The organism is Enterobacter cloacae complex sp. IR5384 (assembly GCF_049237265.1).
GTDB classification, from domain to species: domain Bacteria; phylum Pseudomonadota; class Gammaproteobacteria; order Enterobacterales; family Enterobacteriaceae; genus Enterobacter; species Enterobacter cloacae.
Genome location: NZ_JBMKHJ010000009.1, coordinates 29,122 through 53,829, shown reverse-complemented (window position 1 = coordinate 53,829; position 24,708 = coordinate 29,122). Strand labels below are relative to the sequence as shown.

The following is a 24,708-nucleotide window of genomic DNA, read 5'->3' as shown; positions in this document are numbered from 1 at the left end:
TGCCCCGCCGATGCGGGGCTTTTTTCTGCCCTAATTCCGCACTCGCGCCGCCCGACGCACGCGTAAGCCAAACACGTTGATATACAGCCCGGCCATGATCAGCACCGCGCCGAGCAGCTGTAATGCACTCAGCTTTTCGTCCAGCAAAATCGCAGCGCTCGCCAGCCCGACAACCGGCACCAGCAGCGATAACGGCGCCACGCGCCAGGTTTCGTAGCGCCCCAGCAGAGAACCCCAGATCCCGTACCCGATAATGGTGGCGACAAACGCCAGGTAGACCAGTGAAAGAATAGTGGTGAGATCGATTTCAACCAGACTCGTCAGCATCACCGCCGGGCCATCAAAAATCAGCGAGGCCACCATAAACGGCACAATCGGGATCAGCGCGCTCCAGACCACCAGCGACATGACCTGCGGGCGTGTTTCATGCTGCATAATCAGCTTGTTGAAAATATTGCCGCAGGCCCAGCTCAGCCCCGCTGCCAGCGTCAGCATAAAGCCCAGCAACGCCACGTGCTGGCCGTTCAGGCTGGCCTCAATCAGCACCAGCACGCCAAACACGGCCAGAGTGATCCCCGCCAGCTGTTTGCCCTGTAAACGCTCGCCAAAAACAAACGCACCAAGAATGATGGTGAAGAACGCCTGCGCCTGCAGCACCAGCGAGGCAAGACCGGCAGGCATACCGAACTTAATGGCGCAGAACAGAAATGCAAACTGGCCAAAGCTGATGGTCAGGCCATAACCCAGCAGGAGCGTTAGCGGGATTTTCGGGCGGGCAACAAAAAACAGTGCCGGGAAGGCGACCAACATAAAGCGCAAACCGGCCAACATCAGCGGGGGCATGTTATGCAATCCCACTTTGATGACCACAAAATTAAGTCCCCATACGATGACCACCAGCAGTGCCAGCAATCCGTCTTTACGCGTCATACCCTGCCCCTGATTTATTAATAATTTGTTAACACTTCAAGGTAACAGAAAAAAGTGCGTCGCGAGAAGATCATTAATTCTGGCAGGCAGTTGAAGCACTTACGGATAAATTGGGCGCTATACAAGCTTCTTATGTCGTGATACTCCTTTTAGGACACACTATAAAAAAGTATAAGCATTTGTCGGGCAGGAATATGAAACCATCTCTCAGACGCTCAACCGCAGCGCTGCTGGCATCGTCATTGTTATTAACCATCGGTCGTGGCGCTACGCTGCCGTTTATGACTATTTATCTCACGCGCGTGTTTAACATGAGCGTCGAGAATATTGGTTATGCCCTGACCATCGCCTTGACCATCGGCGTGGTATTCAGCCTGGGGTTTGGCATTCTGGCCGATAAGTTCGATAAAAAGCGCTACATGCTGATCGCGATTGTGGCGTTTATCGCCGGTTTTGTGGCGATCCCGCTGGTCAATAACGTCACGCTGGTGGTGCTGTTCTTTTCGTTAATCAACTGTGCCTATTCTGTTTTCTCGACGGTGCTGAAAGCCTGGTTCTCCGACGTGCTGACCTCCAGTGAAAAAGCCCGCGTTTTTTCGCTGAACTACAGTTTTTTGAACATCGGCTGGACGATCGGGCCGCCTCTTGGCACGTTTCTGGTGATGTACAGCCTGCAGCTGCCGTTCTGGCTGGCCGCGTTCTGTGCCGCTCTGCCGCTGGGGTTTATCCACTTCTTTGTGCAAAAAAGCATTGCGTTAGATACCGCGGAGCAGAAGACAACGTGGCAGCCGTCGGTTTTGCTGAAAGACCGCGCGCTGTTCTGGTATACGCTCTCTGGCCTGCTCGCGTCATACGTCGGCGGGTCGTTCGCGAGCTGTATTTCGCAGTATGTTCTGGCCGCACATGCAGACAGTGATTTCGCCGAAAAGGTGGTCGCCGTGGTTCTGCCCGTCAATGCCGCCGTGGTGGTGACGCTGCAGTACGCACTCGGACGCAAAATCTCTGCCAGCAATATTCGCCCGTTGATGACGGCCGCCACCCTGTTTTTTATCGTGGGGTTGGGTGGCTTTATGATCTCCGGAGAAAACCTGATTTACTGGGGCATCGCCGCCGCCATCTTTACGCTGGGTGAGATTATTTATGCACCGGGTGAATATATGTTGATCGACAACATCGCCCCGCCGGGTATGAAAGCAAGCTACTTCTCCGCTCAGGCGCTGGGCTGGCTCGGCGCGGCGGCCAACCCGATGATCACCGGCATCATCCTGACCCATTTGCCGCACTGGTCGCTGTTTATGATTATGATGGCGGCTATCGTCATTGCCTGGCTGATGATCCTGCGTGGAATGAGCGTGAAGCGTGAAGATTGCGTGTCGGGTAGCGCTGCGCTAACCCGACCTACAAAACCCTGATCGCAGGCCGGGTAAGGCGTAGCCGCCACCCGGCAACAGCAACAGTCTAGTGGTGCAGCATCTCCTCCACCACCTGCTCTTTGTACATCTCGTTTGGATAATAGGTCGGCCAGTTATCCATCTCTTTCAGCAGTGCCTCGTGGGAGGTATTGCCCATAAAGATGTGGAAGTGGGATGAGGCTTTTGGCGCAATGGTGTGGTCGCTGAACTGAACAAACTTCGCTGCCTTGCTGCCCGCGTCCTTACACTCAAACAGATAGCGAACACCTTTTTTGCCTGACGCGTAGGTCAGAATTTTGTAGCCGCTGTAATCATACTGACAGCGGCTGACCTCTTTACCTTTATGGAATTCCATGACGTTATTTTCGATGCCGATAGCTTCCACATCGGTGGCGTATCCCGTGCGGTAATAGGCTTTGATCTCGTCGAACGTTTTATTGTCCTTCTGTGCCTTCTTTCTGAAGACCGGATCCAGCGAGCCATCCAGCAGGAAGGGATAAACGGACTGCCAGGTGCCGTCCCAGTCGGACAGTTTCCGGTCCTTAACGTCTTTGTCCGCAAACACGCCGTTTGCCGCCTTTTGCTCCGCTTCGGTCATCTGGTGACCGTGTGAGTGGGCAAACAGCTGGCCGCTGACCAGCAGCGCCCCCAGAGTCATCGCAAATTTTCCAATATGTGCAGCCACAACAGTATCCTCACTCCGTTTTTATAAGAATGAGGATGTTATATTATAACATTTCAGATCGCAACCTGTCCGCGAACGCCCTCCTGCTCCATGTTTTCTCCCCGTCCTCGCTGGATAATGGTGCCGCGAGACATGAGCAGATAGCTGTCTGCCAGCGCTGCCGCAAAGTCATAAAACTGCTCCACAAGCAGGATCGCCATGTCCCCCCGGTCTGCAAGCTGGCGGATCACGTGGCCAATCTCTTTGATTACCGAGGGCTGAATGCCTTCGGTAGGTTCATCGAGGATCAGCAACTGCGGACGGCTCGCCAGGGCGCGACCTATCGCCAGCTGCTGCTGCTGTCCGCCAGAGAGATCGCCTCCGCGTCGATGCTTCATCTCTTTTAATACCGGGAAAAGCTGCCAGATTTCCTCCGGTACATGTTTTGCTTCGCGGGCTGAGAAGCGCGAGAGCCCCATGAGCAGATTCTCTTCCACGGTTAAGCGCGGAAAAATCTCACGTCCCTGCGGTACATACGCCACGCCAGACTGCACCCGCTGGTGCGGCTTGCTGTGGGTGATCTTTTTCCCCTGCCAGATAACCTCACCCGTTTTCGCAGGGATCAGCCCCATCAGACACTTCAGCAGCGTGGTTTTACCCACGCCATTGCGCCCCAGCAGGCAGGTCACTTCGCCGGTGATGGCCTCAAAGCTCACGCCGCGCAGAATATGACTTCCACCGTAGTATTGATTCAGTTCGTTAACCTGTAACATCAAGGCTCCTTAGCGTCCAAGATAGACTTCAATTACCTGCTCGTTGGCCTGTACCTCGCGCAGCGAGCCTTCTGCCAGCACCTGTCCCTGATGCAGTACGGTCACGCGATCGGCAATGGTTTCAACAAACCCCATGTCATGTTCAACCACCATCAACGAGTGCTTGCCTGCCAGGGTCCGGAAAAGCTCGGCGGTGTACTCGGTCTCCGCGTCCGTCATCCCGGCGGCGGGTTCGTCAAGCAACAGCAGATGCGGATCCTGGACCAGCAGCATTCCGATCTCGAGGAACTGTTTTTGTCCGTGCGAAAGCAGTCCGGCGCGGCGGTCGCGTTCACCGGCGAGCCGCAGCAGGACCAGCATCTCATCAATACGATCGCGCTGTTCGCCGTTGAGTTTGGCCCGCAGGCTTGCCCAGACGGACTTGTCGGTTTTCATGGCGATCTCAAGGTTTTCCCATACCGTCAGCGCCTCAAATACCGTCGGTTTCTGAAACTTGCGGCCAATCCCCTGGCGCGCAATGGCGGCTGGCTCAAGCTGGGTCAGATCTACCGACTGGTCATAAACGGCTTTACCGCTTTTTGGCCGCGTTTTGCCGGTGATCACGTCCATCAGCGTGGTTTTTCCCGCGCCGTTTGGGCCAATCACGCAGCGCAACTCGCCCACGCCGATGTTCAGCGTGAGATCCGTCAGCGCCTGAAACCCATCGAAGTTAACGTTGATCTTATCCAGCTGCAGCACCGGGTCCGTCTGCTCGCGATAGCGATCCCCGGGCAGCTGGCGAGTGAATAATCCTTCTGCTGGCTGCATTATTTCTCTCCCTTACGAAACAGGCCGTAGACGCCGCGCGGTAAAAACAGCGTAACCGCGATAAAAATCAGCCCGAGAAACAGCTGCCAGTACTCCGGCATTGCGACGGTGAAGAAACTCTTCGCGCCGTTCACCAGCGCCGCGCCAATGACCGGGCCAACCAGCGTGCCGCGGCCGCCCAGCGCCACCCAGATGGCGGCCTCAATGGAGTTGGTCGGCGACATTTCACCGGGGTTAATAATCCCGACCTGCGGCACATAGAGCGCTCCCGCCAGGCCACACAGCATGGCGGAAAGCGTCCATACCAGCAGCTTAAATCCCTTCGGATCGTAGCCGCAAAACGTCAGGCGGTTTTCAGCGTCGCGCACGGCAGTCAGAATACGCCCGAACTTGCTTCTGGCGAGGGCAATGCCGATGCCAAGCGTGAGGAGCAGCAACATGACGGTCGCCAGAAACAGCGCGATACGTGTCGTGGTCGCGGTGATGGAGAACCCCAGCAACGTGGTAAAACCGGTAAAACCGTTATTGCCACCAAACCCGGTTTCGTTGCGAAAGAACAGCAACATTCCCGCGTACGTCAGGGCCTGCGTCATGATCGAGAAATAAACCCCTTTGATTTTTGAGCGAAAGGCAAACCAGCCAAACACCAGCGCCAGCAGCCCCGGCACCATCACAATCAGTACCAGCGCCCAGGCAAAGTGCTGGGTTCCCCACCAGAACCACGGCAGTTCGCTCCAGGAGAGAAACGACATAAATGCGGGCAGCCCATCGCCCGCGGCCTCGCGCATCAGGTACATCCCCATGGCGTATCCGCCTAGCGCGAAGAAGATCCCGTGGCCCAGCGAGAGCATACCGGCATATCCCCATACCAGATCGAGCGCCACCGCAACGATGGCGTAGCACAGGATTTTGCCGAGCAGCGTCAGCATCCAGGTCGACAACGCCAGCGGATGGGTGGCGGGCAACATCGCAAAGAACGGCAATATCAGCAAACACGCCACCAGCAGGCTGCCTGCAATCTGCGTTGTGCGTGGCGCTTTTCGCGCCAGTTTTAAGGTAAGTGGCTGGCTCATCAGTCAGTGACCCTCCCTTTCAGCGCAAACAATCCCTGCGGACGTTTCTGAATAAACAGAATAATGGCCACCAGAATGACGATTTTGCCCAGCACGGCCCCCATCTGCGGCTCAAGAATTTTGTTGAAGATCCCAAGGCCAAACGCTGCCGCCACGCTCCCTGCCAATTGTCCAACGCCGCCAAGAACCACCACCAGGAAGGAGTCGATAATGTAACCCTGGCCCAGTTCCGGCCCGACGTTGCCCAACTGGGAGAGCGCCACGCCGCCTAAACCGGCAATGCCGGAGCCCAGACCAAACGCCAGCATATCGACACGTCCGGTCGGCACCCCGCAACAGGCCGCCATGCTGCGGTTTTGCGTTACCGCACGCACGTTCAGGCCGAGACGGGTTTTATTCAGGACCAGCCAGGTGAAGAACAGCACCATCAGCACAAAGCCCAATACCACAATGCGGTTCCACGGTAGCGTCAGGTTGGCAAACACCTGCACCCCGCCTGACAGCCAGGCCGGGTTTGCCACCTCCAGGTTTTGTGCGCCAAACGTCATGCGTACCAGCTGAATCAGCATCAGGCTGATACCCCAGGTGGCGAGTAATGTCTCCAGCGGACGACCGTAGAGATGGCGGATCACGGTGCGTTCAAGGATCATCCCGATGCCTGCGGTCAGGCAGAAGGCGACAGGCAGCGCGACGACCGGATACAGCGCCAGCCACTGAGGCGTGACGCTGGCCATGATCTGCTGAACCATCCACGTGGCGTACGCCCCCAGCATCAGCATCTCGCCGTGCGCCATGTTGATGACACCCAGCAGCCCATAGGTAATTGCCAGCCCCAGCGCCGCCAGCAGCAGGACCGAGCCCAGCGACAGCCCCATAAACGCCTGCCCGAGGAGATCGCCCCACATCAGACGGTGCTGAATTTGGCTCAGGCTCTCCCCGGCGGCGGCACGTACGCGGGCATCCGGTTCGGTTTGCGTCTGGGTATATGGCATGAGTCGGGATGGCACGTCCGGGTCGTCAGATTGCCCGAGCCGTTCAATAGCCTGAAGACGCACGTCAGCCTGTGGGCTGGCGAGCTGGAGATTAGCCAGCGCCAGCAGCAGCGACTGGCGCGCCACATCGTCCGTTTCACTGCTTACCCGCGTTTGCAGTAGGCCGATCATTTCCGGCTGCGCATCCCGCTGTAACTGGCGCGCGGCGGCACGCCGCTGCGTGACGTTGTCACTGATAAGCTGATGCGTAGCGTTGGCCGTGGCGGCCAGCACCCGCAGACGGTTGGTCAGGCGTACGGCTTTGGTTTGCCCTTCTGCAGCAGGGGAATCTCCCAGCGCCACCATCTCGCCATTGCGTCGCGCAAAGGCATGTTTCTGGCTGTCGGCAAACAGATTTTCGTTTTGCAGCGCCTGCAGTAACGGCAGTCTTGCGGCATCCGGCGCGAGAGCCCAGCGGGTCAGCATATCCGCCTGCTGGCTGCGGCTGGCGGCAACAAATTGATCGGCATCCGATGCCTGCGCCATCCCTGGCAGCAGTCCGGTAAGCCATACAATAGCGATCATCATGCGCATGGCGTTCATGACTTTTCTCCCTGCAGTAATGGCTTAGTTGCTGGCGGTCTTCATCGGCTGATCGGGCTTTTTATCATTCCCGGCGATGAACGGGCTCCACGGCTGGGCGCGTACCGGCTCTTCCGTCTGCCAGACCACGTTAAACTGGCCGTTACCTTCGATTTCACCGATCATGACCGGCTTATGCAGGTGATGGTTGGTGGCATCCATGGTGAGCGTAAAGCCGGAGGGTGCCTTAAAGGACTGTCCGGCCATGGCCGCACGCACTTTATCCACGTCGGTGGTGCCTGCTTTCTCTACCGCCTGCGCCCACATGTGGATCCCAACATAGGTGGCTTCCATCGGGTCGTTGGTGACTACGGTATCGGCGTTAGGCAGCTTATGGGCTTTGGCATAGGCTTTATAGTCCGCCACAAAGGCCTGGTTGGTCGGGTTATCGACGGACTCGAAGTAGTTCCACGCGGCCAGGTTGCCGACCAGCGGTTTGGTGTCAATCCCGCGCAGCTCCTCTTCGCCAACGGAGAACGCCACCACCGGGACATCGGTTGCTTTCAGCCCCTGGTTAGCCAGTTCTTTATAGAACGGGACGTTAGAATCACCGTTGATGGTGGAGACCACCGCGGTTTTACCGCCTGCGGAGAATTTCTTGATGTTGGCAACGATGGTCTGGTAGTCACTGTGCCCGAACGGGGTGTAGACCTCTTCGATATCTTTGTCTTCCACGCCTTTGGAGTGCAGGAAGGCGCGCAGGATCTTGTTGGTGGTTCGCGGGTAGACGTAATCCGTGCCCAACAGGAAGAAGCGTTTAGCGCTACCGCCGTCTTCGCTCATCAGGTATTCCACCGCCGGAATGGCCTGCTGGTTTGGCGCCGCACCGGTATAGAAGACGTTCGGCGACATCTCTTCGCCTTCGTATTGCACCGGATAGAACAGCAGACCGTTCAGTTCCTCAAATACCGGCAGTACGGATTTACGTGACACCGAGGTCCAGCAGCCAAACACCACGGCCACTTTATCCTGGCTCAGCAGCTGACGCGCTTTTTCGGCAAACAGCGGCCAGTTAGAGGCCGGGTCAACCACCACTGGCTCCAGTTTTTTACCCAGCACCCCGCCTTTGGCGTTGATCTCGTCAATCGTCATCAGGGCGACATCTTTCAGCGGCGTTTCTGAGATCGCCATCGTGCCGGAGAGCGAATGCATAATCCCCACTTTGATGGTATCGGCCGCCTGTGCGCCAAAACTCATCCCCATAGCAACGACTGACGCAGACAACGCGAAGGCTTTTAATAATGTACGACGATGCATATTTTCACTCCTGAAAAAGAACGCTGTGCGAAGACGTCCGTTACGGCATGGACGCGGAAAAATGTCTCAGCGAAACAGGAGCAAAAAGGATGCCAGGATGAATAACGTGCTATTGCAGGATGTGTAACGCGGGATGTAAAGAGAACGACTCAGAATGGTACAGCGCTGCACTTTTATAATGCAGCGCTGTGACGACGGGATTACCAGACTTCGCTGGCGATCTGTGTGACCAGACGCACTTTGTCCCACTGCTGGGCTTCACTCAGGGTGTTGCCCTCTTCGGTGGAGGCAAAACCACACTGCGGGCTGAGGCAGATCTGCTCTTTTGCCACGTATCTGGCCGCCTCCTCCAGGCGCGCCTTCACCCCTTCAGGGTTTTCCAGCTCGCCATTTTTGGTGGTGATCAGCCCAAGTACCACCTGCTGCTTGCCCGGGCGGACAAAGCGCAGCGGTGCGAAATCACCGCTACGGTCATTGTCGTACTCCAGGAAGAAGGCATCGACGTTCACCGTGCCGAACAGCACCTGGGCCACCGGCTCATAGCCGCCTTCGGAAATCCAGGTGGAGCGGAAGTTACCGCGACAGACATGCAGACCGATGGTCAAATCGTCTGGTTTTCCTTCCAGCGCCTTGTTCAGCACGCGGGCATAGGTACGCGCCAGCTCATCGGCATCTTCCCCGCGCTCGCGGATCTGACGACGCTGGTCATCCGAACAGAGGTAGGCCCAGACGGTATCATCCAGTTGCAGATAGCGACAGCCTGCATCATAAAATGCCCGGATGGCGTCGCGCCAGGTGGTGGCCAGATCGTCAAAATAGTCATTCAGATCAGGATAGACCGTCGCATCGATGTCTTTGCGACCGCCACGGAAGTGCAGCACGCTCGGGCTGGGAATGGTCATTTTTGGCTGCGCGTTGCCGCTGATGCTTTTCAGATAGCGGAAGTCTTCCAGCATCGGATGATCGCCAAAGCCCAGCTTGCCGGTGACGCGCACGCCGTGCGCTTTGGTCTGCACGCCGTTGAACTGAATGCCCTGCTGTGAATCGTAACGCTCAACCCCCTGCAGACCATCGAAGAAATCGAAGTGCCACCAGGCGCGACGGAACTCACCGTCGGTGACCACGTGCAGGCCGCAGGCGCACTGCTGTTCGACCACCTGGCGGATCGCGTCATCTTCCACCGCGCGAAGCTGCCCGGCATCAATCTCACCGCGGGCAAACTGCTGGCGAGCCTGTTTGATGGCATCCGGGCGTAAAAAACTGCCGACTACATCGGCGCGGTATGGGGCGTGCTGTCGCTGCATGGAAATCTCCTCTGTCTGCCGGCGATAATTGCCAGCAGTGATAATTCATCTCTTGAAGCTTTAGACTTCTGGATGTCTAAATGTCCAAAAAAGATGACATACCTGCTGTATCCCGGCAAACGAGAAAATTTCACGACAGTTGAAATTTATTCATGTTCACAGCACGGCAGCGGTTTCGCTACTGGCGAACGCGTACTGTTCGTCCTCCCAGCCGGTGATGCCGCCAATCATGATTTTCACCGGCAGTCCGAGACGCGCCAGCTTCAGCGCGGCTCTGTCCGCGCCGTTACAGTGCGGCCCCGCGCAGTACACCACAAACAGCGTATCGGCCGGCCACTGCGCCATGCGCGCCTCAGTAATCTGGCTCCAGGGCATATGTATCGCGCCGGGCACATGACGACGGGCAAACTGCTCAGGTTTCCCGACAACATGCAGCAACACAAAGTCCTGCTCGTTATTCGTCAGCGCATGGTGCACATCGGCACAGTCTGTTTCGACGCTCAGGCGACGCAGAAAATGGGTAACGGCTTCCTGCGGCTCGGCAGCCGGAAATTCAGTAACATAACTCATGATCCTTCCTCATCTTTGGCGTTTGTGTTAACACTACTCTATCCAGAAATTGATCACGTGAATGCGTCCGCTTATGCCAGAAAACAGCAAAAAGATGACAAACTTAAGACAGGTTTCCCGCCCGCAGGTGGTGGTACTGGCCTATGACGGTTTGTGTACCTTTGAATTTGGCGTGGCGGTGGAAATCTTCGGTTTGCCACGTCCCGAGCTGGGCGACGAATGGTATCGTTTTGCGGTGGCGGGCATTGATGACGGTGAGCTTCGGGCAACCGGTGGGATCCGCATCCTGACCGACGGGGGGCTTGATCTGCTGGAATCGGCAGACCTGATCGTTGTGCCGGGCTGGCGAGGGATGGATGCGCCTGTTCCCGCGGCGCTCTGCGAGGCCTTACGCCGGGCCAATGCGCGCGGTTGCCAGCTGCTTTCTATCTGTTCCGGGGTGTTTGTTCTGGCCGCGTCAGGTCTGCTGAACGGGCGTAAAGCCACCACCCACTGGCGCTATATTGAGGCGCTGAAAGCCCGTTATCCGGCGATCGGCGTGGTCGAGGATGTGTTGTATCAGGATGAAGGCGATATTCTGACCTCTGCAGGAAGCGCGGCAGGCATCGATCTCTGTTTGCACGTGGTGCGGCGGGATTACGGTATGGAAACCGCCAACAGCGTCGCGCGCCGTCTGGTGATCCCTCCCCACCGGGATGGCTCCCAGCCGCAGCAGTTGAGTCGCCCGGTGGCACAGCTGCGGGAGAGCCAGCGTCTGGGACAGTTGTTCGACTTCCTGCACAACCACCTGAGCGTTTCTCACAGCGTGGATTCGCTGGCGCGTCGCGTCGGCATGAGCCAGCGCACCTTTCTGCGCCGCTTTCAGGCTGCCACAGGCACCACGCCTGCGCGCTGGCTGCTAAATGAACGACTCCTGCGGGCAAAAGATTATCTTGAGAGCAGCCGTCTCAGCATCGACAGCATTGCTGAACAAACCGGATTTGGACAGGCAGCGACCCTGCGTCACCATTTCCGCCAGCAGTTCGCGCTTTCCCCTGCGCAGTACCGTAAACAGTTTGCCCGCCCGCCACGCTGATGGCCGGTTCGCAGGCAAAAAAAACCGCCATAATCTGGCGGTAAATGCTTGCATGGATAGATTTGTATTTTCATGTCTACGTCCCGACACTCCATGCCGGGCAGCGGATCAATAACAACCTAACATGCCTGAACTCAACAAAAGCTAAACAGAGCCATTAACCCGCTTTGGTATTAATTTGCAGATAGCGCATCAGGCCCTGTTCCGCGCTCTGTTTTGCATCATCGTTAATCGCTTCCAGATAGAATGGACGCGAGACGCCATACGGTGCTTTATCTGCTGAAAAAACAGCAAACTGAAATGTTTTACTTTTCGACGGATTGGTACACCCTAATTCCCAACGCTCGTCATCAATTTGCTTGCTATTACACGCCACGCGTCCGTAGTCGCTGGTTAAATAAGAACCGACCCGAGCTTCCGCTGACTGAATATAATCCGGTTCGCCACTCCAGTTAACGTTCATACCTACAACAGCCCCAACGGCAACCACCAGAAGCGCTATTGACATGACTTTTTTCATTGAATCAGATCCATTCCTTTGTCAGAGAAATCTTATTATATAAGATTAATCCTTAAACCTCTGCCATATTTTGATACCAAATTTTAGGGTATGACAAAGATAATTCTTTTTTAAGAAAAATCTCACTACGCGCAAAATATATCCTGTTCGCGCAACATGACGTATTCTTTGCGCTAATTTGAAAATGCCAATAATAACCCTACGAAACTACGTTCATGCTAGCGTGGCATTTTTATTGAAGGGGAAGTCCATGTTCAAAAAGGGGTTAACGCTTATGATGCTGGTCTGCGCCCTGTTTTCCGGCCAGCTGATGGCAGGACACAAAGGCCATGAATATTTGTGGGTTAAGAATGTTGATCATCAACTCCGGCACGAGGCAGACAGTGATGAATTACGCAGCGCAGCGGAGGAATCAGCAGAGGGTTTGCGCGAACATCACCTGTGGCAAAAATCGCGCAAACCGGGTACTCACTTTCGTTAATTAATTACCCTTACGTTTCGGCAGGGTTTTCATCAGTTCGTCGGGGCTCACGGAGGCAACAATACTGCCCGGTGGCGGCATTTTGAAAATATGGTTTTTCATTTTGCCAATAACGTGCATTTCACACGGACGACAATCAAATTTGAGGGTCAGCACCTCGTCGCCATTCACCAGCTGCATTGGCGTAGCTTTCCAGCTCTTAATATTGCCTTTCGCCTGTTTCGGGCAAAGATTAAAGGCAAAACGCAGACAATGTTTGGTGATCATCACCGGCACATCACCCTTCTCTTCGTGCGCCTCATAGGCAGCATCAATTAACTGCACGCCGTGGCGATGATAAAACTCGCGCGCTTTATGGTTATACACGTTCGCCAGGAACGATAAATGCGACTCGGGGTAAACGGGCGCTGGCACGGTTTCCGCCTTACGGCTGCCGCGGGGATAATTCGCCAGTCGCGCGTCATCCAGCATCTCTGCCGTTTCCCGGCGGAACTGGTTCAGCAGACTATTTGGCACGAACAGCGCATCCGGCAGATTTACCGCAATGTTGCGCGCATAGTAAATGGTCTGTCCCAGCTTCGCCACGCCATCCTTCAGGCTGTTGAGGGCTTTTTCTGCATTGTTCGCCACCTCAAACAGACCGTCGAGAGTATGCGTGACGCTGATGCCGTCTTCACAGGTCATGGTCAGGATCAACTGCTCTTCCCAGCCACCTAACTCGATATCCACCGCAATGCGACGCTCGCTGGAGGTTTTCAGCAGCGCCTGCTGCCAGTTGTGGTCAAGGTTACGGTTCAGCGCGGCGTTAGGACGTGCTTTATAGAGATCGGCAGGCATCTCGTTTGGCCAGACGCGATAGCGGTTTTCACCAGTCTTTTCCACCGTATTAGCACGGAAGCCCACGACTTCACGTTTGATCATCACGTTCAGACCATCCCCGTTCGCCAGCGGTTCGGTCACCGACACGTCGAGATAATCTTTGGCGACCTTCAGCACTTCACCCACCGGTAAACCGATAAACTTCGGTGAATCAAACGCGCCAATATCGCCTTTACGGGCATTGACGAAGTAGTCCGTGCTGCCGCGGTGGAAGGTTTTATCCGTCGACGGAATAAAGAAATGCTCGGTGCGACCGGCAGACGCGCGCGCCAGGTCACCGCGATCTTCAATAATGGCGTCCAGCATCTGACGATAATGGGCGGTAATGTTCTTCACGTAGCTCATGTCTTTGTAGCGCCCTTCAATCTTGAAGGAACGCACACCGGCATCAATCAGTGCGCCCAGGTTGGCGGTTTGATCGTTGTCCTTCATGGACAGCAGGTGTTTTTCGAAGGCGACCACGCGGCCCTGATCGTCTTTCAGGGTATACGGCAGACGGCATGCCTGAGAGCAGTCTCCGCGGTTGGCGCTGCGGCCAGTCTGCGCGTGGGAGATATTGCACTGCCCGGAATACGCCACGCACAGCGCACCGTGGATAAAGAACTCAATGGTGGCATCCGTCGCCTGGTGAATATCGCGGATTTGATTCAGGTTCAGCTCGCGCGCCAGCACGATCTGGGAAAAGCCCGCATCGGAGAGAAACTTCGCCTTCTCGACGGTGCGAATATCGCACTGGGTACTGGCGTGCAGTTCAATTGGCGGAATATCCAGCTCCAGTACGCCCATGTCCTGAACAATCAGGGCATCCACGCCGGTCTGGTAGAGATCGGTGATCAGACGTTGCGCAGGCTCCAGTTCATCATCATGCAGTATGGTGTTCAGGGTCACGAACACTTTCGCCCCAAAACGGTGGGCGAACGGCACCAGCTCGGCAATATCGCTCAGGCTGTTGCTGGCGTTATGGCGGGCACCGAAGCCAGGACCGCCAATGTAGACGGCATCAGCCCCATGAAGGATCGCTTCACGGGCGATGGCGGCATCGCGGGCCGGGCTTAAAAGTTCAAGATGATGGGATTGCAGGCGCATACTTCGTCGTTATCCGTTATGGTCAAAATGGCGGCTATTGTAGTCAGAAGTATGCATCAGCGAAACAGTTTTGCGAGCCTTTAGCGGGGATAATGAATCAGGGAGTGAAAATGCACCGGTCGGCTGCTGCTGTTGCGGTAGGCATGCGGTTTATCCCCGGCAAAACGCACGCCCTGATCGGGGTAAAGGGTTCGCCATTCGCCGTCAATTTTCATCTCCAGTTCACCGCTTATTACCACCACGTGTTCAATCACTCCCGCCTCGTGCGGCGTGGATTCACTCAGTGCGCCGGGCGCCAGGATGATGGAGAAATGATCGAACTTCAGCGTCTCATCCCACGGGAACAGCGGTTTCACCACCATCGCCTGCTGCTGCGGGTCGAACACCGCCTGCCGGTCTGCCTCCGGCGTGATAAACGCCGAGAACGGGACGTTTAGCCCCGTGGCAATTTTCCACAGCGTCGACACCGTTGGGCTGGATTCATTACGCTCGATCTGTCCCAGCATGGCTTTTGACACCCCCGTCTCTTCTGCCAGCTTTGACAGGCTCCAGCCGCGCGCCTGGCGCTGCGTCTTGAGTGTTGTAGCAAGATGTTGTGTGATTTCCATGTTTCCTCCCGAGGGGGTAAGCATACCACTTGTACGCTATAACGCACAGTGCTACCTTATTGCGGACGTTATAACGCACAACGGAGATATTATGCGCCAGTCAGCCCCTCTTTTTCCCGCCATTCTTGCCGGATTTGTTGCCGTTCTGGTCGGTTATGCCAGCTCGGCCGCCATCATCTGGCAGGCTGCTGCTGCCGCAGGTGCCAGCGCACAGCAGATCGCCGGCTGGATGACCGCACTGGGGTTCGGCATGGGGATCAGTACGCTCGCCCTGTCATGGTGGTATAAAGCCCCGGTGCTCACCGCCTGGTCAACCCCCGGCGCGGCGCTGCTGGCTACCAGTCTGCACGGGATAACGCTTGCAGAAACCATCGGCATTTTCATTTTCGCCAATGGGCTGATCTTACTGTGCGGCCTGACCGGACTCTTCGCCCGCCTGATGAAGCTTATTCCCCATTCGCTTGCCGCCGCGATGCTGGCAGGCGTATTGCTGCGCTTTGGCCTGCAGACGTTCAGTCACCTCGACGGCCATTTTCTGCTGTGCGGCAGCATGATTGCGGCATGGCTGGTCGCCAAAGCGCTGGCGCCACGCTACGCCATTGTGGCGACTCTGATAACAGGGAGCGTGGTGGCCTGGGCGGGCGGTGACGTTGTCACAAACCGACTCACCCTTTCCCTCGTCATGCCCCAGTTCATTGCACCTGCGTTTAACCTCACCAGCCTGGTCAGTATCGGCTTGCCCTTTTTCCTCGTGACCATGGCGTCGCAAAATGCGCCCGGTGTCGCCACGATGAAAGCGTCGGGCTATCCACTAGCGGTATCTCCACTGATGATCGCGACCGGCGGGCTGGCGCTGCTGCTTTCGCCCTTCGGCGTCTACTCCATCTGCATTGCAGCCATTACCGCAGCCATTTGCCAGAGCCCGGATGCGCATCCGGATGCCAGTAAACGCTGGCTGGCAGCGATGGCGGCAGGCGGTTTTTATCTGCTGGCGGGCGTATTCGGGGGATCCCTTACCGGGCTGATGGCGGCCCTGCCGCCGAGTTGGATCCAGACGCTGGCAGGCCTGGCGCTGCTGGGCACCATCAGCGGGAGTTTGTATCAGGCATTGCATAACGAAACGGAGCGTGACGCGGCGATTGTCACGTTTCTGATGACCGCCAGCGGCGTGACGCTGCTCGGGATTGGCTCTGCATTCTGGGGGCTGGTGCTGGGAGGCGTGTGCTTCGCCGTTTTATCACGCTTTCGCCGCGCGTAGCTGTGAAGGCGTCATCCCCATCACGCTGCGAAAGCGGTTGCTGAAGTGGCTGGCGGAGTTGAATCCACAGGCGAGTGCAATATCCGTCAGCGGCGTCGCCGTATGCTGCACCAGCGTTTTGGCTTTCTCCATGCGGCGCTGCATCACGTACTGGTGCGGTGCCAGCCCCGTCGACTGACGGAACATGCGGGCAAAATGGTACTCACTGAGCGCGGCCTGCGCCGCCAGTTCAGCCAGCGTGAGCGGTTGAGCAAGGTTCTCTTCGATAAAGGCCAGCACGTTGCGCAGTACAAACGGCGATAGCCCGCCGGTGACCACCGGCAGCTTCCACTGCACATTCGAATAGTTCTGCAGCAGATGGGTCAGCAGCAGCGTCGAGGCCGTGCTGAGCGTCAGCTGGTTGGCTTTTTGCTGCCAGTCACAGCCGAGCAAAAACTGACGATAGAGCGCAGTGATTTTTGCATCGCTGCCAAAGATTTTTTCATCCAGCGTCAACGACAGCGGGCGTTTGTCCCAGATTTTTTCACCCACATCGCGCAGATGGTCATCGGTGCAGTAGAGGTGGACAAACGACAGGTCATCGCGAATATCCCACGTCGACTCACTCTCTTTCGGCATCAGACAAAAACGATCCGGCCCGCCGCCGTTTTTCCAGCCGCCCGGCGTTTTTTGATAGCTCTCATAACCGTCCGCCACGTACAGGCTCAGGGTGTGATGATTACTTTTTACAGTGATCGTGTCGCGCTTGTTGTACCACGCCGCCAGCTGGATACCGGAATTGAGCGCAACGGTTTCCCGCAGCACGGCGTTCTGTTGGCGTAGCGTTTCAAAGGTATCGTAAGCGTGTGACATAACCGTTAGCGCGTCTGTGAATCAGAATGTCAGTCTAAGAATTGTTGCTTCACGTTGCCAGACCCCGGAACAGAAAAAAGCGCAAGATTTTGCAAGTCCGCCGCAGGACGGTGAAAGCCTGCCAACGCCCTCGTCGCCATACTGTGGGTTTCCGTGGTTTGAGAAGAGAGACAACATGAACGCATTGTTATACGGACTGGTGGTGGTTATCTGGGGAACCACCTGGATTGCAATTTTCCTGCAGCAGGGTCCTGTGGCGGCCCCGGTGTCCATTTTCTGGCGTTTTGCGCTGGCCAGCGCCACGATGATGGTGGTGCTCCTGGCGCTTGGCCGCCTGCGTAAACTGGCGCTGCGGGATCATCTGTTCTGCGTGCTGCAAGGATGCTGCGTGTTTTGCTTCAACTTCTGGTGCTTTTACACGGCAGCGGCGCATATTAACACTGGCCTGGAGTCGGTGATATTTTCCATGGCGGTGCTCTATAACGCCATCAACAGTTTTATTTTCTTCGGACAGCGTCCACCCGCGCGTTTCTGGACAGCCGCCGCCCTGGGTCTGGTGGGGATCATCACCCTCTTCTGGGACGATCTGCTGGCCAGCGGCTGGAGCGTATCGCTGCTGACGGGCATTGGCCTTTCCGCACTCGGCACCTACGGCTTCTCGCTGGGCAACATGATCAGCATGCGGCATCAGCGCAGAGGGCTAGAGACGATGACCACCAACGCATGGGCGATGCTTTACGGCACGCTGGTGATGGGCTGCATCGCGCTGTTCAGAGGCGACAGCTTCGCGCCGCAATGGACGATGAGCTACATGGGGGCGCTGGTCTATCTGGCCCTGTTTGGTTCGGTGATTGCCTTTGGCGCTTACTTCACCCTGGTCGGACGCATTGGTCCGGGCAAAGCGGCCTACAGTACCCTGCTCTTCCCGCTGGTGGCGCTGTCCATCTCCACGGTGTATGAAGGCTACGTCTGGCACATTAACGGCATTATCGGGTTACTGCTGATTCTGGGCGGGAATATGGTGATGTTTACCAGACCGGAAACCTGGTTCAGACGCCTGCGTACGGCATAAAAAAACGGCCTGCGCTTGCAGGCCGTATATGATTATTTCGCTGTTTTATGCACATCAAACATGGTGGCGTCCGTCGCCATGTCATCAACAACCTGCTTCAGCGTCGCGAAGGTCATTGGTGAATTTTCGTTGTTCAGCTCTTTACCTTCACCTTTACGAACTACCTTGATTACCGGTTTGTTCGTCGCCGCATCAATCAACTCACCCTCGAAAAAGAGATGGGTATCCATGGTGCGATGGCCGGTTGCCATCTGCGTACCTGCCACCACCAGCGCAACAGGCACCACTTCATAGAACTGCAGACCTTCTTTCTGCGAGCTCACCCCGGTGATCGCCCCGCGGAAAATCAGGCTGTGTTTGCCCGGCGTCGTCACAATTGGCTTGCGTTGGCCAATCGCGGTTTTCATTTTGTTATTGGTGTAATTTAACAGCTCATCAAGCGTACGTTGACCAATCTGAGTGGTCGGTTTAGGTGCCGGATAATAGGTAATCGGCGTCCAGATGATACTGTCGTAATTTGCTTCGTTATAAGAAGGATCCACCCAACGCAGGGTTGGTTTACCCGTTGCGGATGTCGTTTGCTGCAAGCCTGAGTAATCTTTCAAAAAGCCGGAGTATTGTTCAGGCGCGGCGACCTTGGATGAACACCCCGCCAGCGCCAACAGACCAGAAAGCACTGCAACTTTAAAAAAAGTGTGAGTACGCATGATGGTTTTCCATGTTATCTGCAAGTATGCATTTGAAGTTATAGCAAAAGTCAGGCGGGTTTGTTGTGACAAAAAATGATGCCGGGAGCACAATTTGCGAAAAGTCTGCCCGCCATGCGACGGGCAGTGAAAAATCATGGTTTGATATCAACCTGCCAGAAGATATGTTTGCCAAACGGGTCGATTTCGTACCCCGTGACTTCCTTACGAACCGGTTCAAAAATCGTGGAATGGGCGATCATCACCGCGGGCATCTGATCGTGCATCATCTGCTGAGCCTGCTTATACAGCGCCACGCGTTTGTCATGATCGGTTATCGATTTTGCCTCGGCGATGATGTCATCAAACGGCTTGTAGCACCATTTGGCCGAGTTTGAACCGCCGTTCGCCGAGGTGCAGGTAAAGAGTGGACCAAAGAAGTTGTCCGGATCGCCGGTCGCCGTGGTCCAGCCCATCAGCGCGGCCTGATGTTCGCCGCCCTTCACTCGCTTCAGGTACTCGCCCCATTCGTAGGTGACGATTTTGGTCTGTACGCCCACCTTCGCCCAGTCCGCCTGAATCATCTCCGCCATGCGTTTCGCATTCGGGTTATAGGGGCGCTGCACCGGCATCGCCCATAAATCGATGCTGATACCGTTGGCAAAACCGGCCTCTTTTAACAGCGCTTTGGCTTTTTCGGGATCGTATTCGTAATCCTTCAGCTCGCTGTCGGCCCCCCATACCCCCGGCGGCAGCAGGTTCTTCGCCGCCGTGCCAGTGCCGTGGAACACGGCGTCAATAATGGCCGGTTTGTTGATGGCCATCGCCAGCGCCTGGCGCACTTTCACATTATCCAGCGGAGGCTTCTGGGTATTGAACGCCAGGAAGCCGGTATTCAGCCCCGCCTTGCTCATGAGATTGATATCCTTGTTCGCCTTCATCCGTGGCAGATCGGCCGGGTTCGGGAACGGCATCACCTGACATTCGTTTTTCTCGATTTTGGCAAAACGGACCGACGCATCCGGCGTAATGGTAAACACCAGCCGATCCAGCTTCGATTTCCCCTGCCAGTAGTCCGGGAAGGCGGTGAACAGGATGCGGGAGTCTTTCTGGTATTGCGCCAGCTTAAAGGGGCCGGTGCCGATGGGCTCCATGTCCACCTTCTCCGGCGTGCCCGCCTTGAGCATCGCGTCGGCATATTCCGCCGAAAGAATGGAGGCAAAATACCACGCCAGATCGGCGACAAATGGCGCTTCCGGGTGCGCCAGAGTAAAGCGCACGGTATGGTCATCCACTTTATCAATCGCGGTGATTAAACTGCCAAACTCCAGACTTTCAAAGTTGGAATAGCTGCCGTTAGAGACGTTATGGTACGGATGATTAACATCCTTCTGGCGCATAAACGAGAAAATCACATCATCGGCATTAAAGTCGCGCGTTGGCGTAAAGGACTTATTGCTCTGGAATTTCACCCCTTTGCGCAGATGGAAGGTATAGACCTTGCCGTCTTCGCTCACCTCCCAGCGCTCCGCGAGGCTCGGCACCAGCTCCGTGGTGCCAGGTTTGAAATCGACCAGCCGGTTATAGACCGGCACCGCGCTGGCGTCCACGCTGGTACCCGAGGTATATAACTGAGGATTAAAATTTTCCGGAGACCCTTCGGAGCAATACACCAGCGTTTTCGCGGCTACGGTGGAACTGACCGTGAGCGCGGCGAGTGCCAGGGTTAATGTTGTGAGTTTGCTTTTCATCATTTATTCCTGTCTTTTAATTCGACGGCTAATTAATTCTTTTGCCATTTCATAAATAACATTAAAGTGAAGGAGCAAACACCCGAAAAATAAATAAGGAAGAAAACACTATGGGCTCGCCGCTTTCCAGACAATTAACGCAACGCTTTTTCCGTTATCTCGCCATCACCAGCCAGAGCGATGCAAAAGTCAGCACTCTCCCTTCCACTCCGGGCCAGCATGAGATGGCGCGAGAACTGGCCAAAGAGTTGACACAGCTGGGCTTAGACGACATTGCCATCGATGAATTTGCCACGGTCACCGCGGTAAAAAAAGGCAATGTGCCCGGCGCGCCGCGGATTGGATTTATTACCCATATTGATACCGTTGACGTGGGATTATCACCGGATATTCATCCACAAATATTAACCTTTAATGGTGAAGACCTCTGTCTGAATAAAGAGAAAGAGATCTGGCTTCGCGTCAATGAGCATCCGGAAATTCTGGCCTATCCCGGCGAAGAGATTATTTTCAGCGATGGAACCAGCGTATTAGGCGCAGATAATAAAGCCGCCGTGACTGTGGTGATGACCCTGCTGGAAAACCTGACGTCGGCGCATCAGCATGGGGATATCGTGGTTGCGTTTGTACCGGATGAGGAGATTGGCCTGAAGGGGGCAAAAGCGCTGGATCTGAAGCGCTTCGACGTTGATTTTGCCTGGACGATTGACTGCTGTGAGCTGGGCGAAATTGTCTATGAAAACTTTAACGCGGCGGCGGCAGAAATCCGTTTTACCGGCGTCACCGCGCACCCCATGTCTGCCAAAGGCGTGCTGGTGAACCCGCTGCTGATGGCGACGGATTTCATTAACCATTTTGACCGACAGCAAACCCCGGAGTGCACCGAGGGGCGTGAGGGCTATATCTGGTTTAACGGCATTCAGGCCGGGCAAAACGAGGCCATACTGAGAGCGAATATCCGCGACTTCGATCAGGCAAGCTTTGCCGCCCGTAAGCAGCAGATTGCCGACGTCGCGGCGCTGATTGCCGCCCGACACCCCACCGCAAAGGTGGAGTACCAGATTGAGGATACCTACAGCAATATCAGCAATGCGATTGGGGAAGATCGCCGGGCCATTGACCTGATGTTTGCGGCAATGGAATCCCTTGGGATCACCCCCAAACCCACCCCGATGCGCGGCGGAACAGACGGCGCGGCGCTTTCAGCCAAAGGGTTGTTAACCCCGAACTTCTTCACCGGCGCGCACAATTTCCACTCACGGTTTGAGTTTCTGCCGCTGTCGTCGTTCGAGGCCTCTTACCACACAGCCCTGCAACTCTGTCTGCTGGCCGCCCGTTAAGCGGGTTTACGTGCCAGCAGGGTCGCGAAGCGCAATTTGATGCGGTTGCCGTTCTCGTCGGTGCGATGCAGTTCGCCGGGATCTTCGTTGTACTTAAGCAGATCCCAGCCTTCGTAATAGTGGCTCAGTTCGCCGGTTTTGAATGCAAACGGGAAGCCGACGGTACAAGGATAATCCGCAGTATCCATGGCGGCCACAATCAGGTTGTAACCGCCCGGTTTCGTGCAGCGCTGCATATTGGCGATCAAACCAGGGATGGTTTTCGCTTCAAGGAACATCAGCACCACGGTGGAGAGAATGAAATCGTATTCCCCGTCAAAGCTCAGGCTGTTCAGGTCTTTGATCGCCGTCTGCAGATTCGCTATCCCTTCCGCCGCTTTAATGCGTTCGATGTTATCGATGCTCATGGGATTTTTATCCCACGCCATCACATCGTAACCGTTAGCGGCCAGGTAGAGGCTGTTGCGGCCATTGCCGCAGCCGAGATCGAGCGTTTTACCGGGCTTAACGATCTCTGCGCTGTACAGCACCTCTGAATGGGTACGGGTGAGTCCATATTTCTCGGTGAAGTAGTTTTCGTCGACAGCCATTATTGTTCCTCAGATTGCATAAGCCGTGCTTTCTCAGTGCGCACCAGAAGTTTGCCCTGTATCAGCAGGATGAATGTACGAACCAACAGCATCCCAATGATGAAGTTAGTGAAGATAAAGAGCGGCACAGCAATGGCGTGGAAAAAGCCTGACGCGCTGCTGTGCCCCAGATGCAGGCCGGTGGTTGCCAGTGCCGACACGCCAAACGAGAAGCTCCAGAACGATGCGTTAAACGGCTGAGACATGTACCACGGCAATAGACGCAACATAAACAGCAGTTGCAACAGGCCATAACCGAACAGCATTTTGGCAAAGGTATCGGCTTCCCCGCCGTTGACGCTAATCCAGGCGCTGCAGGCCACCAGCGCCGGGGCCAGTTGAATACCCAGCGACGTACGCAGTGCGGTGGGCAGTTCACCCGCGCTGCGAAGGCGCTGGAGAATAACCGGTTCCAGGCTGAGCCAGGAAAAGACGCCTGCGCCGAGGAAGACTAACCCTGCATCGTTAAACCCCAGCGCACCACACGCCATCGCGCTGATAAAATTGTTTGCCACCGTAGGCAGATATAACCCCGGCGTTGTCGCCTCCTGAGGATGGTTACCGCGCCATAGCCCGGCGCTTTGCCAGGCGGCATAGGCAAGCTGCACCACCACGCCCACGGCAAACAACACCAGCGAAACCGGGCGGTACCAGGGGACAAACCCAATGGCAACCAGCATCGTGGTGGCCGGAAAAAGGCTGACAAAGCTGCTCATCACCGGGTGTCGCATTTCCGCCAGCACGCTACGCGGGAAACGCACCGCGCGCGTAATAAACGCCACCGTCAGTAAAAACCAACATACCACCGCAAGGGCAACCAACCCCTCACCCGGCCAGCGCGTAACCGGCCAGAGGGTGCTGGCGTATCGCCAGGCGAACCCCATGCCGATGATGCCAAGGACCATGCCAAAATAACCTGCGGGCAGGTTAAGTACCTGCCGGGTTTCGTCATTTTTATTCATTAATTTTAAAATTTAAAATGTATTTGAAATGCCATTTTAAGGTGTTTCCGCCTCGGATGCCAGCACAACGCAAAGCTGAAAGTTTGCTACGTTTAGTGAAGACGCTCACCAGGGATAACACGATGAAAAAATATCGGCTCAGCGATGAAACCCGGCTCTGGCACTGGAAAAATGGCGAAACGCCCCACTCGGCTACGTTAAAGCAGATTATCGCCACGACAGATTTTAATGACGTCGCCGCCGGGACGAAAGGCGGCTGGATTGAGGATGAACGCGCCTTGTCTCAGGAGGGGAACTGCTGGATCTACGACGAAAACAGCGTAGTTTTCGCCGGTGCGACCGTCTCGGGCAATGCGCGTCTGACCCTGCCGTGCGTCGTCAGCGACCATGCCCATATTAGCGGCAACAGCTGGCTGGACGGGGCAAACGTGAGCCATGGGGCGCGAATAAGTGACAACGTCACCATTCAAAACTCCACCGTACGGGGGGAATGCCATATTTTTGGTGATGCCCGGGTGCTGCATAACAGCATGATTATCGCCGCCAAAGGCTTAACCCCAGACCAGGAGCAGATCCTTAAAATCTACGACAACGCGACCGTCAGCCAGTCGCGCGTGGTGCATCAGGCGCAAATCTACGGCGAGGCCATCGTCAATTATGCCTTTATCGAGCACCGTGCCGAGGTGTTCGACAAGGCCATTCTTGAAGGGAACGATATCAATAACGTCTGGGTCTGCGACTGCGCAAAAGTGTACGGCAACGCGCGCCTGATTGCCGGATTCGACGACGATGCCATTCCTACCGTGCGCTACAGCTCTCAGGTGGCTGAGAATGCGGTGGTGGAAGGCAACTGCGTGATTAAGCACCACGTGCTGATTGGCGGTCAGGCGTGGCTACGCGGGGGGCCGATCATGATTGATGATAAGGTCGTGATTCAGGGGCGGGCGCGGATCAGCGGCGACGTACTGATTGAGCACCACGTTGAAATCACCGACGATGCCGTCATTGAGGCTTTCGACGGCGACAGCATTCATCTGTGCGGCGAAAAAGTAGTTAACGGCGAGAGTCGAATCACCCGCACGCCCCTGCTGGGCGCGCTATAGGGG

General features: G+C 55.9%; 24 protein-coding genes. 7 read left to right on the top strand and 17 right to left on the bottom strand.

The features are described from left to right. Positions 1–30 precede the first annotated feature (30 nt). A complete protein-coding gene (gene eamA, locus ACOTX3_RS10110; RefSeq protein WP_013096629.1) occupies positions 31–930 on the bottom strand; it encodes an O-acetylserine/cysteine exporter in 900 nt (299 codons plus the stop codon). 194 nt (positions 931–1,124) lie between these two features. On the opposite strand from eamA, the gene ydeE reads away from it, so the two are divergent. Continuing rightward, positions 1,125–2,342 (top strand): efflux MFS transporter YdeE, encoded by a 1,218-nt coding sequence (gene ydeE / locus ACOTX3_RS10105; RefSeq protein ID WP_038419405.1) that lies wholly within the window; start codon positions 1,125–1,127, stop codon positions 2,340–2,342. A gap of 46 nt (positions 2,343–2,388) precedes the next feature. Here the strand turns inward: ydeE and zinT are convergent, their stop codons facing one another. The 8 genes from zinT to ACOTX3_RS10065 all read right to left on the bottom strand — a co-directional run bounded on the left by zinT (position 2,389) and on the right by ACOTX3_RS10065 (position 10,403). Then, positions 2,389–3,027, bottom strand: a complete 639-nt coding sequence (gene zinT / locus ACOTX3_RS10100; RefSeq protein WP_127869258.1) for a metal-binding protein ZinT — start codon at positions 3,025–3,027, stop codon at positions 2,389–2,391. A 53-nt stretch (positions 3,028–3,080) separates the two neighbouring features. Beyond that, positions 3,081–3,779: an urea ABC transporter ATP-binding subunit UrtE gene (gene urtE / locus ACOTX3_RS10095; RefSeq protein ID WP_020688612.1), complete on the bottom strand. Its 699-nt coding sequence runs from the start codon at positions 3,777–3,779 to the stop codon at positions 3,081–3,083. Positions 3,780–3,788: 9 nt separating this feature from the next. Continuing rightward, positions 3,789–4,586 carry an urea ABC transporter ATP-binding protein UrtD gene (gene urtD / locus ACOTX3_RS10090; RefSeq protein ID WP_013096633.1) on the bottom strand — a complete coding sequence of 266 codons (798 nt, stop codon included), beginning with the start codon at positions 4,584–4,586 and terminating at the stop codon, positions 3,789–3,791. Then, positions 4,586–5,659 carry an urea ABC transporter permease subunit UrtC gene (gene urtC, locus ACOTX3_RS10085; protein WP_058678513.1) on the bottom strand — a complete coding sequence of 358 codons (1,074 nt, stop codon included), beginning with the start codon at positions 5,657–5,659 and terminating at the stop codon, positions 4,586–4,588. Before urtC ends, urtD begins: the two co-directional genes overlap by 1 nt. Beyond that, complete coding sequence (urtB, locus tag ACOTX3_RS10080) at positions 5,659–7,233, bottom strand: urea ABC transporter permease subunit UrtB (RefSeq protein WP_013096635.1); 1,575 nt, start codon at positions 7,231–7,233, stop codon at positions 5,659–5,661. Before urtB ends, urtC begins: the two co-directional genes overlap by 1 nt. 24 nt (positions 7,234–7,257) lie before the next feature. Next, positions 7,258–8,529 (bottom strand): urea ABC transporter substrate-binding protein, encoded by a 1,272-nt coding sequence (gene urtA, locus ACOTX3_RS10075; protein WP_013096636.1) that lies wholly within the window; start codon positions 8,527–8,529, stop codon positions 7,258–7,260. Between the two features lie 200 nt (positions 8,530–8,729). Then, positions 8,730–9,833, bottom strand: a complete 1,104-nt coding sequence (locus ACOTX3_RS10070; RefSeq protein ID WP_013096637.1) for a cobalamin-independent methionine synthase II family protein — start codon at positions 9,831–9,833, stop codon at positions 8,730–8,732. A gap of 156 nt (positions 9,834–9,989) precedes the next feature. Further along, positions 9,990–10,403: a rhodanese-like domain-containing protein gene (locus tag ACOTX3_RS10065; RefSeq protein WP_020688607.1), complete on the bottom strand. Its 414-nt coding sequence runs from the start codon at positions 10,401–10,403 to the stop codon at positions 9,990–9,992. A gap of 73 nt (positions 10,404–10,476) precedes the next feature. Here ACOTX3_RS10065 and ftrA point away from each other — a divergent pair, with 73 nt between their 5' ends. Further along, positions 10,477–11,478 (top strand): transcriptional regulator FtrA, encoded by a 1,002-nt coding sequence (gene ftrA, locus ACOTX3_RS10060; protein ID WP_029883790.1) that lies wholly within the window; start codon positions 10,477–10,479, stop codon positions 11,476–11,478. Positions 11,479–11,635: 157 nt separating this feature from the next. On the opposite strand, the gene ACOTX3_RS10055 is transcribed toward ftrA, so the two are convergent. After that, positions 11,636–11,998, bottom strand: coding sequence for a hypothetical protein (locus ACOTX3_RS10055; protein ID WP_023619540.1), 363 nt, complete (start codon positions 11,996–11,998; stop codon positions 11,636–11,638). A 250-nt stretch (positions 11,999–12,248) separates the two neighbouring features. Between ACOTX3_RS10055 and ACOTX3_RS10050 the strand changes: the two genes are divergently transcribed. Next, positions 12,249–12,479, top strand: a complete 231-nt coding sequence (locus ACOTX3_RS10050; RefSeq protein ID WP_013096641.1) for a DUF2554 family protein — start codon at positions 12,249–12,251, stop codon at positions 12,477–12,479. Here the strand turns inward: ACOTX3_RS10050 and ACOTX3_RS10045 are convergent, their stop codons facing one another. Together ACOTX3_RS10045 and ACOTX3_RS10040 are read right to left on the bottom strand one after the other, a co-directional pair. Next, positions 12,480–14,444: a peptidase U32 family protein gene (locus ACOTX3_RS10045; RefSeq protein WP_038419401.1), complete on the bottom strand. Its 1,965-nt coding sequence runs from the start codon at positions 14,442–14,444 to the stop codon at positions 12,480–12,482. A gap of 80 nt (positions 14,445–14,524) precedes the next feature. Next, positions 14,525–15,052: a helix-turn-helix domain-containing protein gene (locus ACOTX3_RS10040; RefSeq protein ID WP_013096643.1), complete on the bottom strand. Its 528-nt coding sequence runs from the start codon at positions 15,050–15,052 to the stop codon at positions 14,525–14,527. On the opposite strand from ACOTX3_RS10040, the gene ACOTX3_RS10035 reads away from it, so the two are divergent. Further along, positions 14,949–16,310 (top strand): benzoate/H(+) symporter BenE family transporter, encoded by a 1,362-nt coding sequence (locus ACOTX3_RS10035; RefSeq protein WP_308937182.1) that lies wholly within the window; start codon positions 14,949–14,951, stop codon positions 16,308–16,310. The genes ACOTX3_RS10040 and ACOTX3_RS10035 overlap by 104 nt on opposite strands. On the opposite strand, the gene ACOTX3_RS10030 is transcribed toward ACOTX3_RS10035, so the two are convergent. Continuing rightward, a complete protein-coding gene (locus ACOTX3_RS10030; protein ID WP_013096645.1) occupies positions 16,290–17,162 on the bottom strand; it encodes a helix-turn-helix domain-containing protein in 873 nt (290 codons plus the stop codon). The two genes, ACOTX3_RS10035 and ACOTX3_RS10030, sit on opposite strands and share 21 nt — an antisense overlap. 175 nt (positions 17,163–17,337) lie before the next feature. Here ACOTX3_RS10030 and ACOTX3_RS10025 point away from each other — a divergent pair, with 175 nt between their 5' ends. Next, positions 17,338–18,234: a DMT family transporter gene (locus tag ACOTX3_RS10025; protein WP_020688599.1), complete on the top strand. Its 897-nt coding sequence runs from the start codon at positions 17,338–17,340 to the stop codon at positions 18,232–18,234. A gap of 32 nt (positions 18,235–18,266) precedes the next feature. On the opposite strand, the gene ACOTX3_RS10020 is transcribed toward ACOTX3_RS10025, so the two are convergent. Next, complete coding sequence (locus ACOTX3_RS10020) at positions 18,267–18,941, bottom strand: DUF3313 domain-containing protein (protein WP_013096647.1); 675 nt, start codon at positions 18,939–18,941, stop codon at positions 18,267–18,269. A gap of 134 nt (positions 18,942–19,075) precedes the next feature. Next, a complete protein-coding gene (locus ACOTX3_RS10015) occupies positions 19,076–20,671 on the bottom strand; it encodes an ABC transporter substrate-binding protein (RefSeq protein WP_058678515.1) in 1,596 nt (531 codons plus the stop codon). A 110-nt stretch (positions 20,672–20,781) separates the two neighbouring features. On the opposite strand from ACOTX3_RS10015, the gene pepT reads away from it, so the two are divergent. Then, positions 20,782–22,011 carry a peptidase T gene (pepT, locus tag ACOTX3_RS10010; protein WP_058678516.1) on the top strand — a complete coding sequence of 410 codons (1,230 nt, stop codon included), beginning with the start codon at positions 20,782–20,784 and terminating at the stop codon, positions 22,009–22,011. Here the strand turns inward: pepT and tehB are convergent. Both tehB and tehA read right to left on the bottom strand, forming a co-directional pair. Continuing rightward, on the bottom strand, positions 22,008–22,601 hold the full coding sequence (gene tehB / locus ACOTX3_RS10005) for a tellurite resistance methyltransferase TehB (RefSeq protein WP_038419393.1): 594 nt from the start codon (positions 22,599–22,601) through the stop codon (positions 22,008–22,010). The two genes, pepT and tehB, sit on opposite strands and share 4 nt — an antisense overlap. Continuing rightward, the gene (gene tehA / locus ACOTX3_RS10000; protein ID WP_013096651.1) at positions 22,601–23,602 is read right to left on the bottom strand and encodes a dicarboxylate transporter/tellurite-resistance protein TehA; all 1,002 of its coding nucleotides are present in this window, start codon (positions 23,600–23,602) and stop codon (positions 22,601–22,603) included. The genes tehB and tehA overlap by 1 nt, the downstream gene beginning before the upstream one ends. A gap of 122 nt (positions 23,603–23,724) precedes the next feature. Here tehA and ydcK point away from each other — a divergent pair, with 122 nt between their 5' ends. Further along, positions 23,725–24,705: a YdcK family protein gene (ydcK, locus tag ACOTX3_RS09995; protein WP_127869257.1), complete on the top strand. Its 981-nt coding sequence runs from the start codon at positions 23,725–23,727 to the stop codon at positions 24,703–24,705. Positions 24,706–24,708 lie beyond the last annotated feature (3 nt).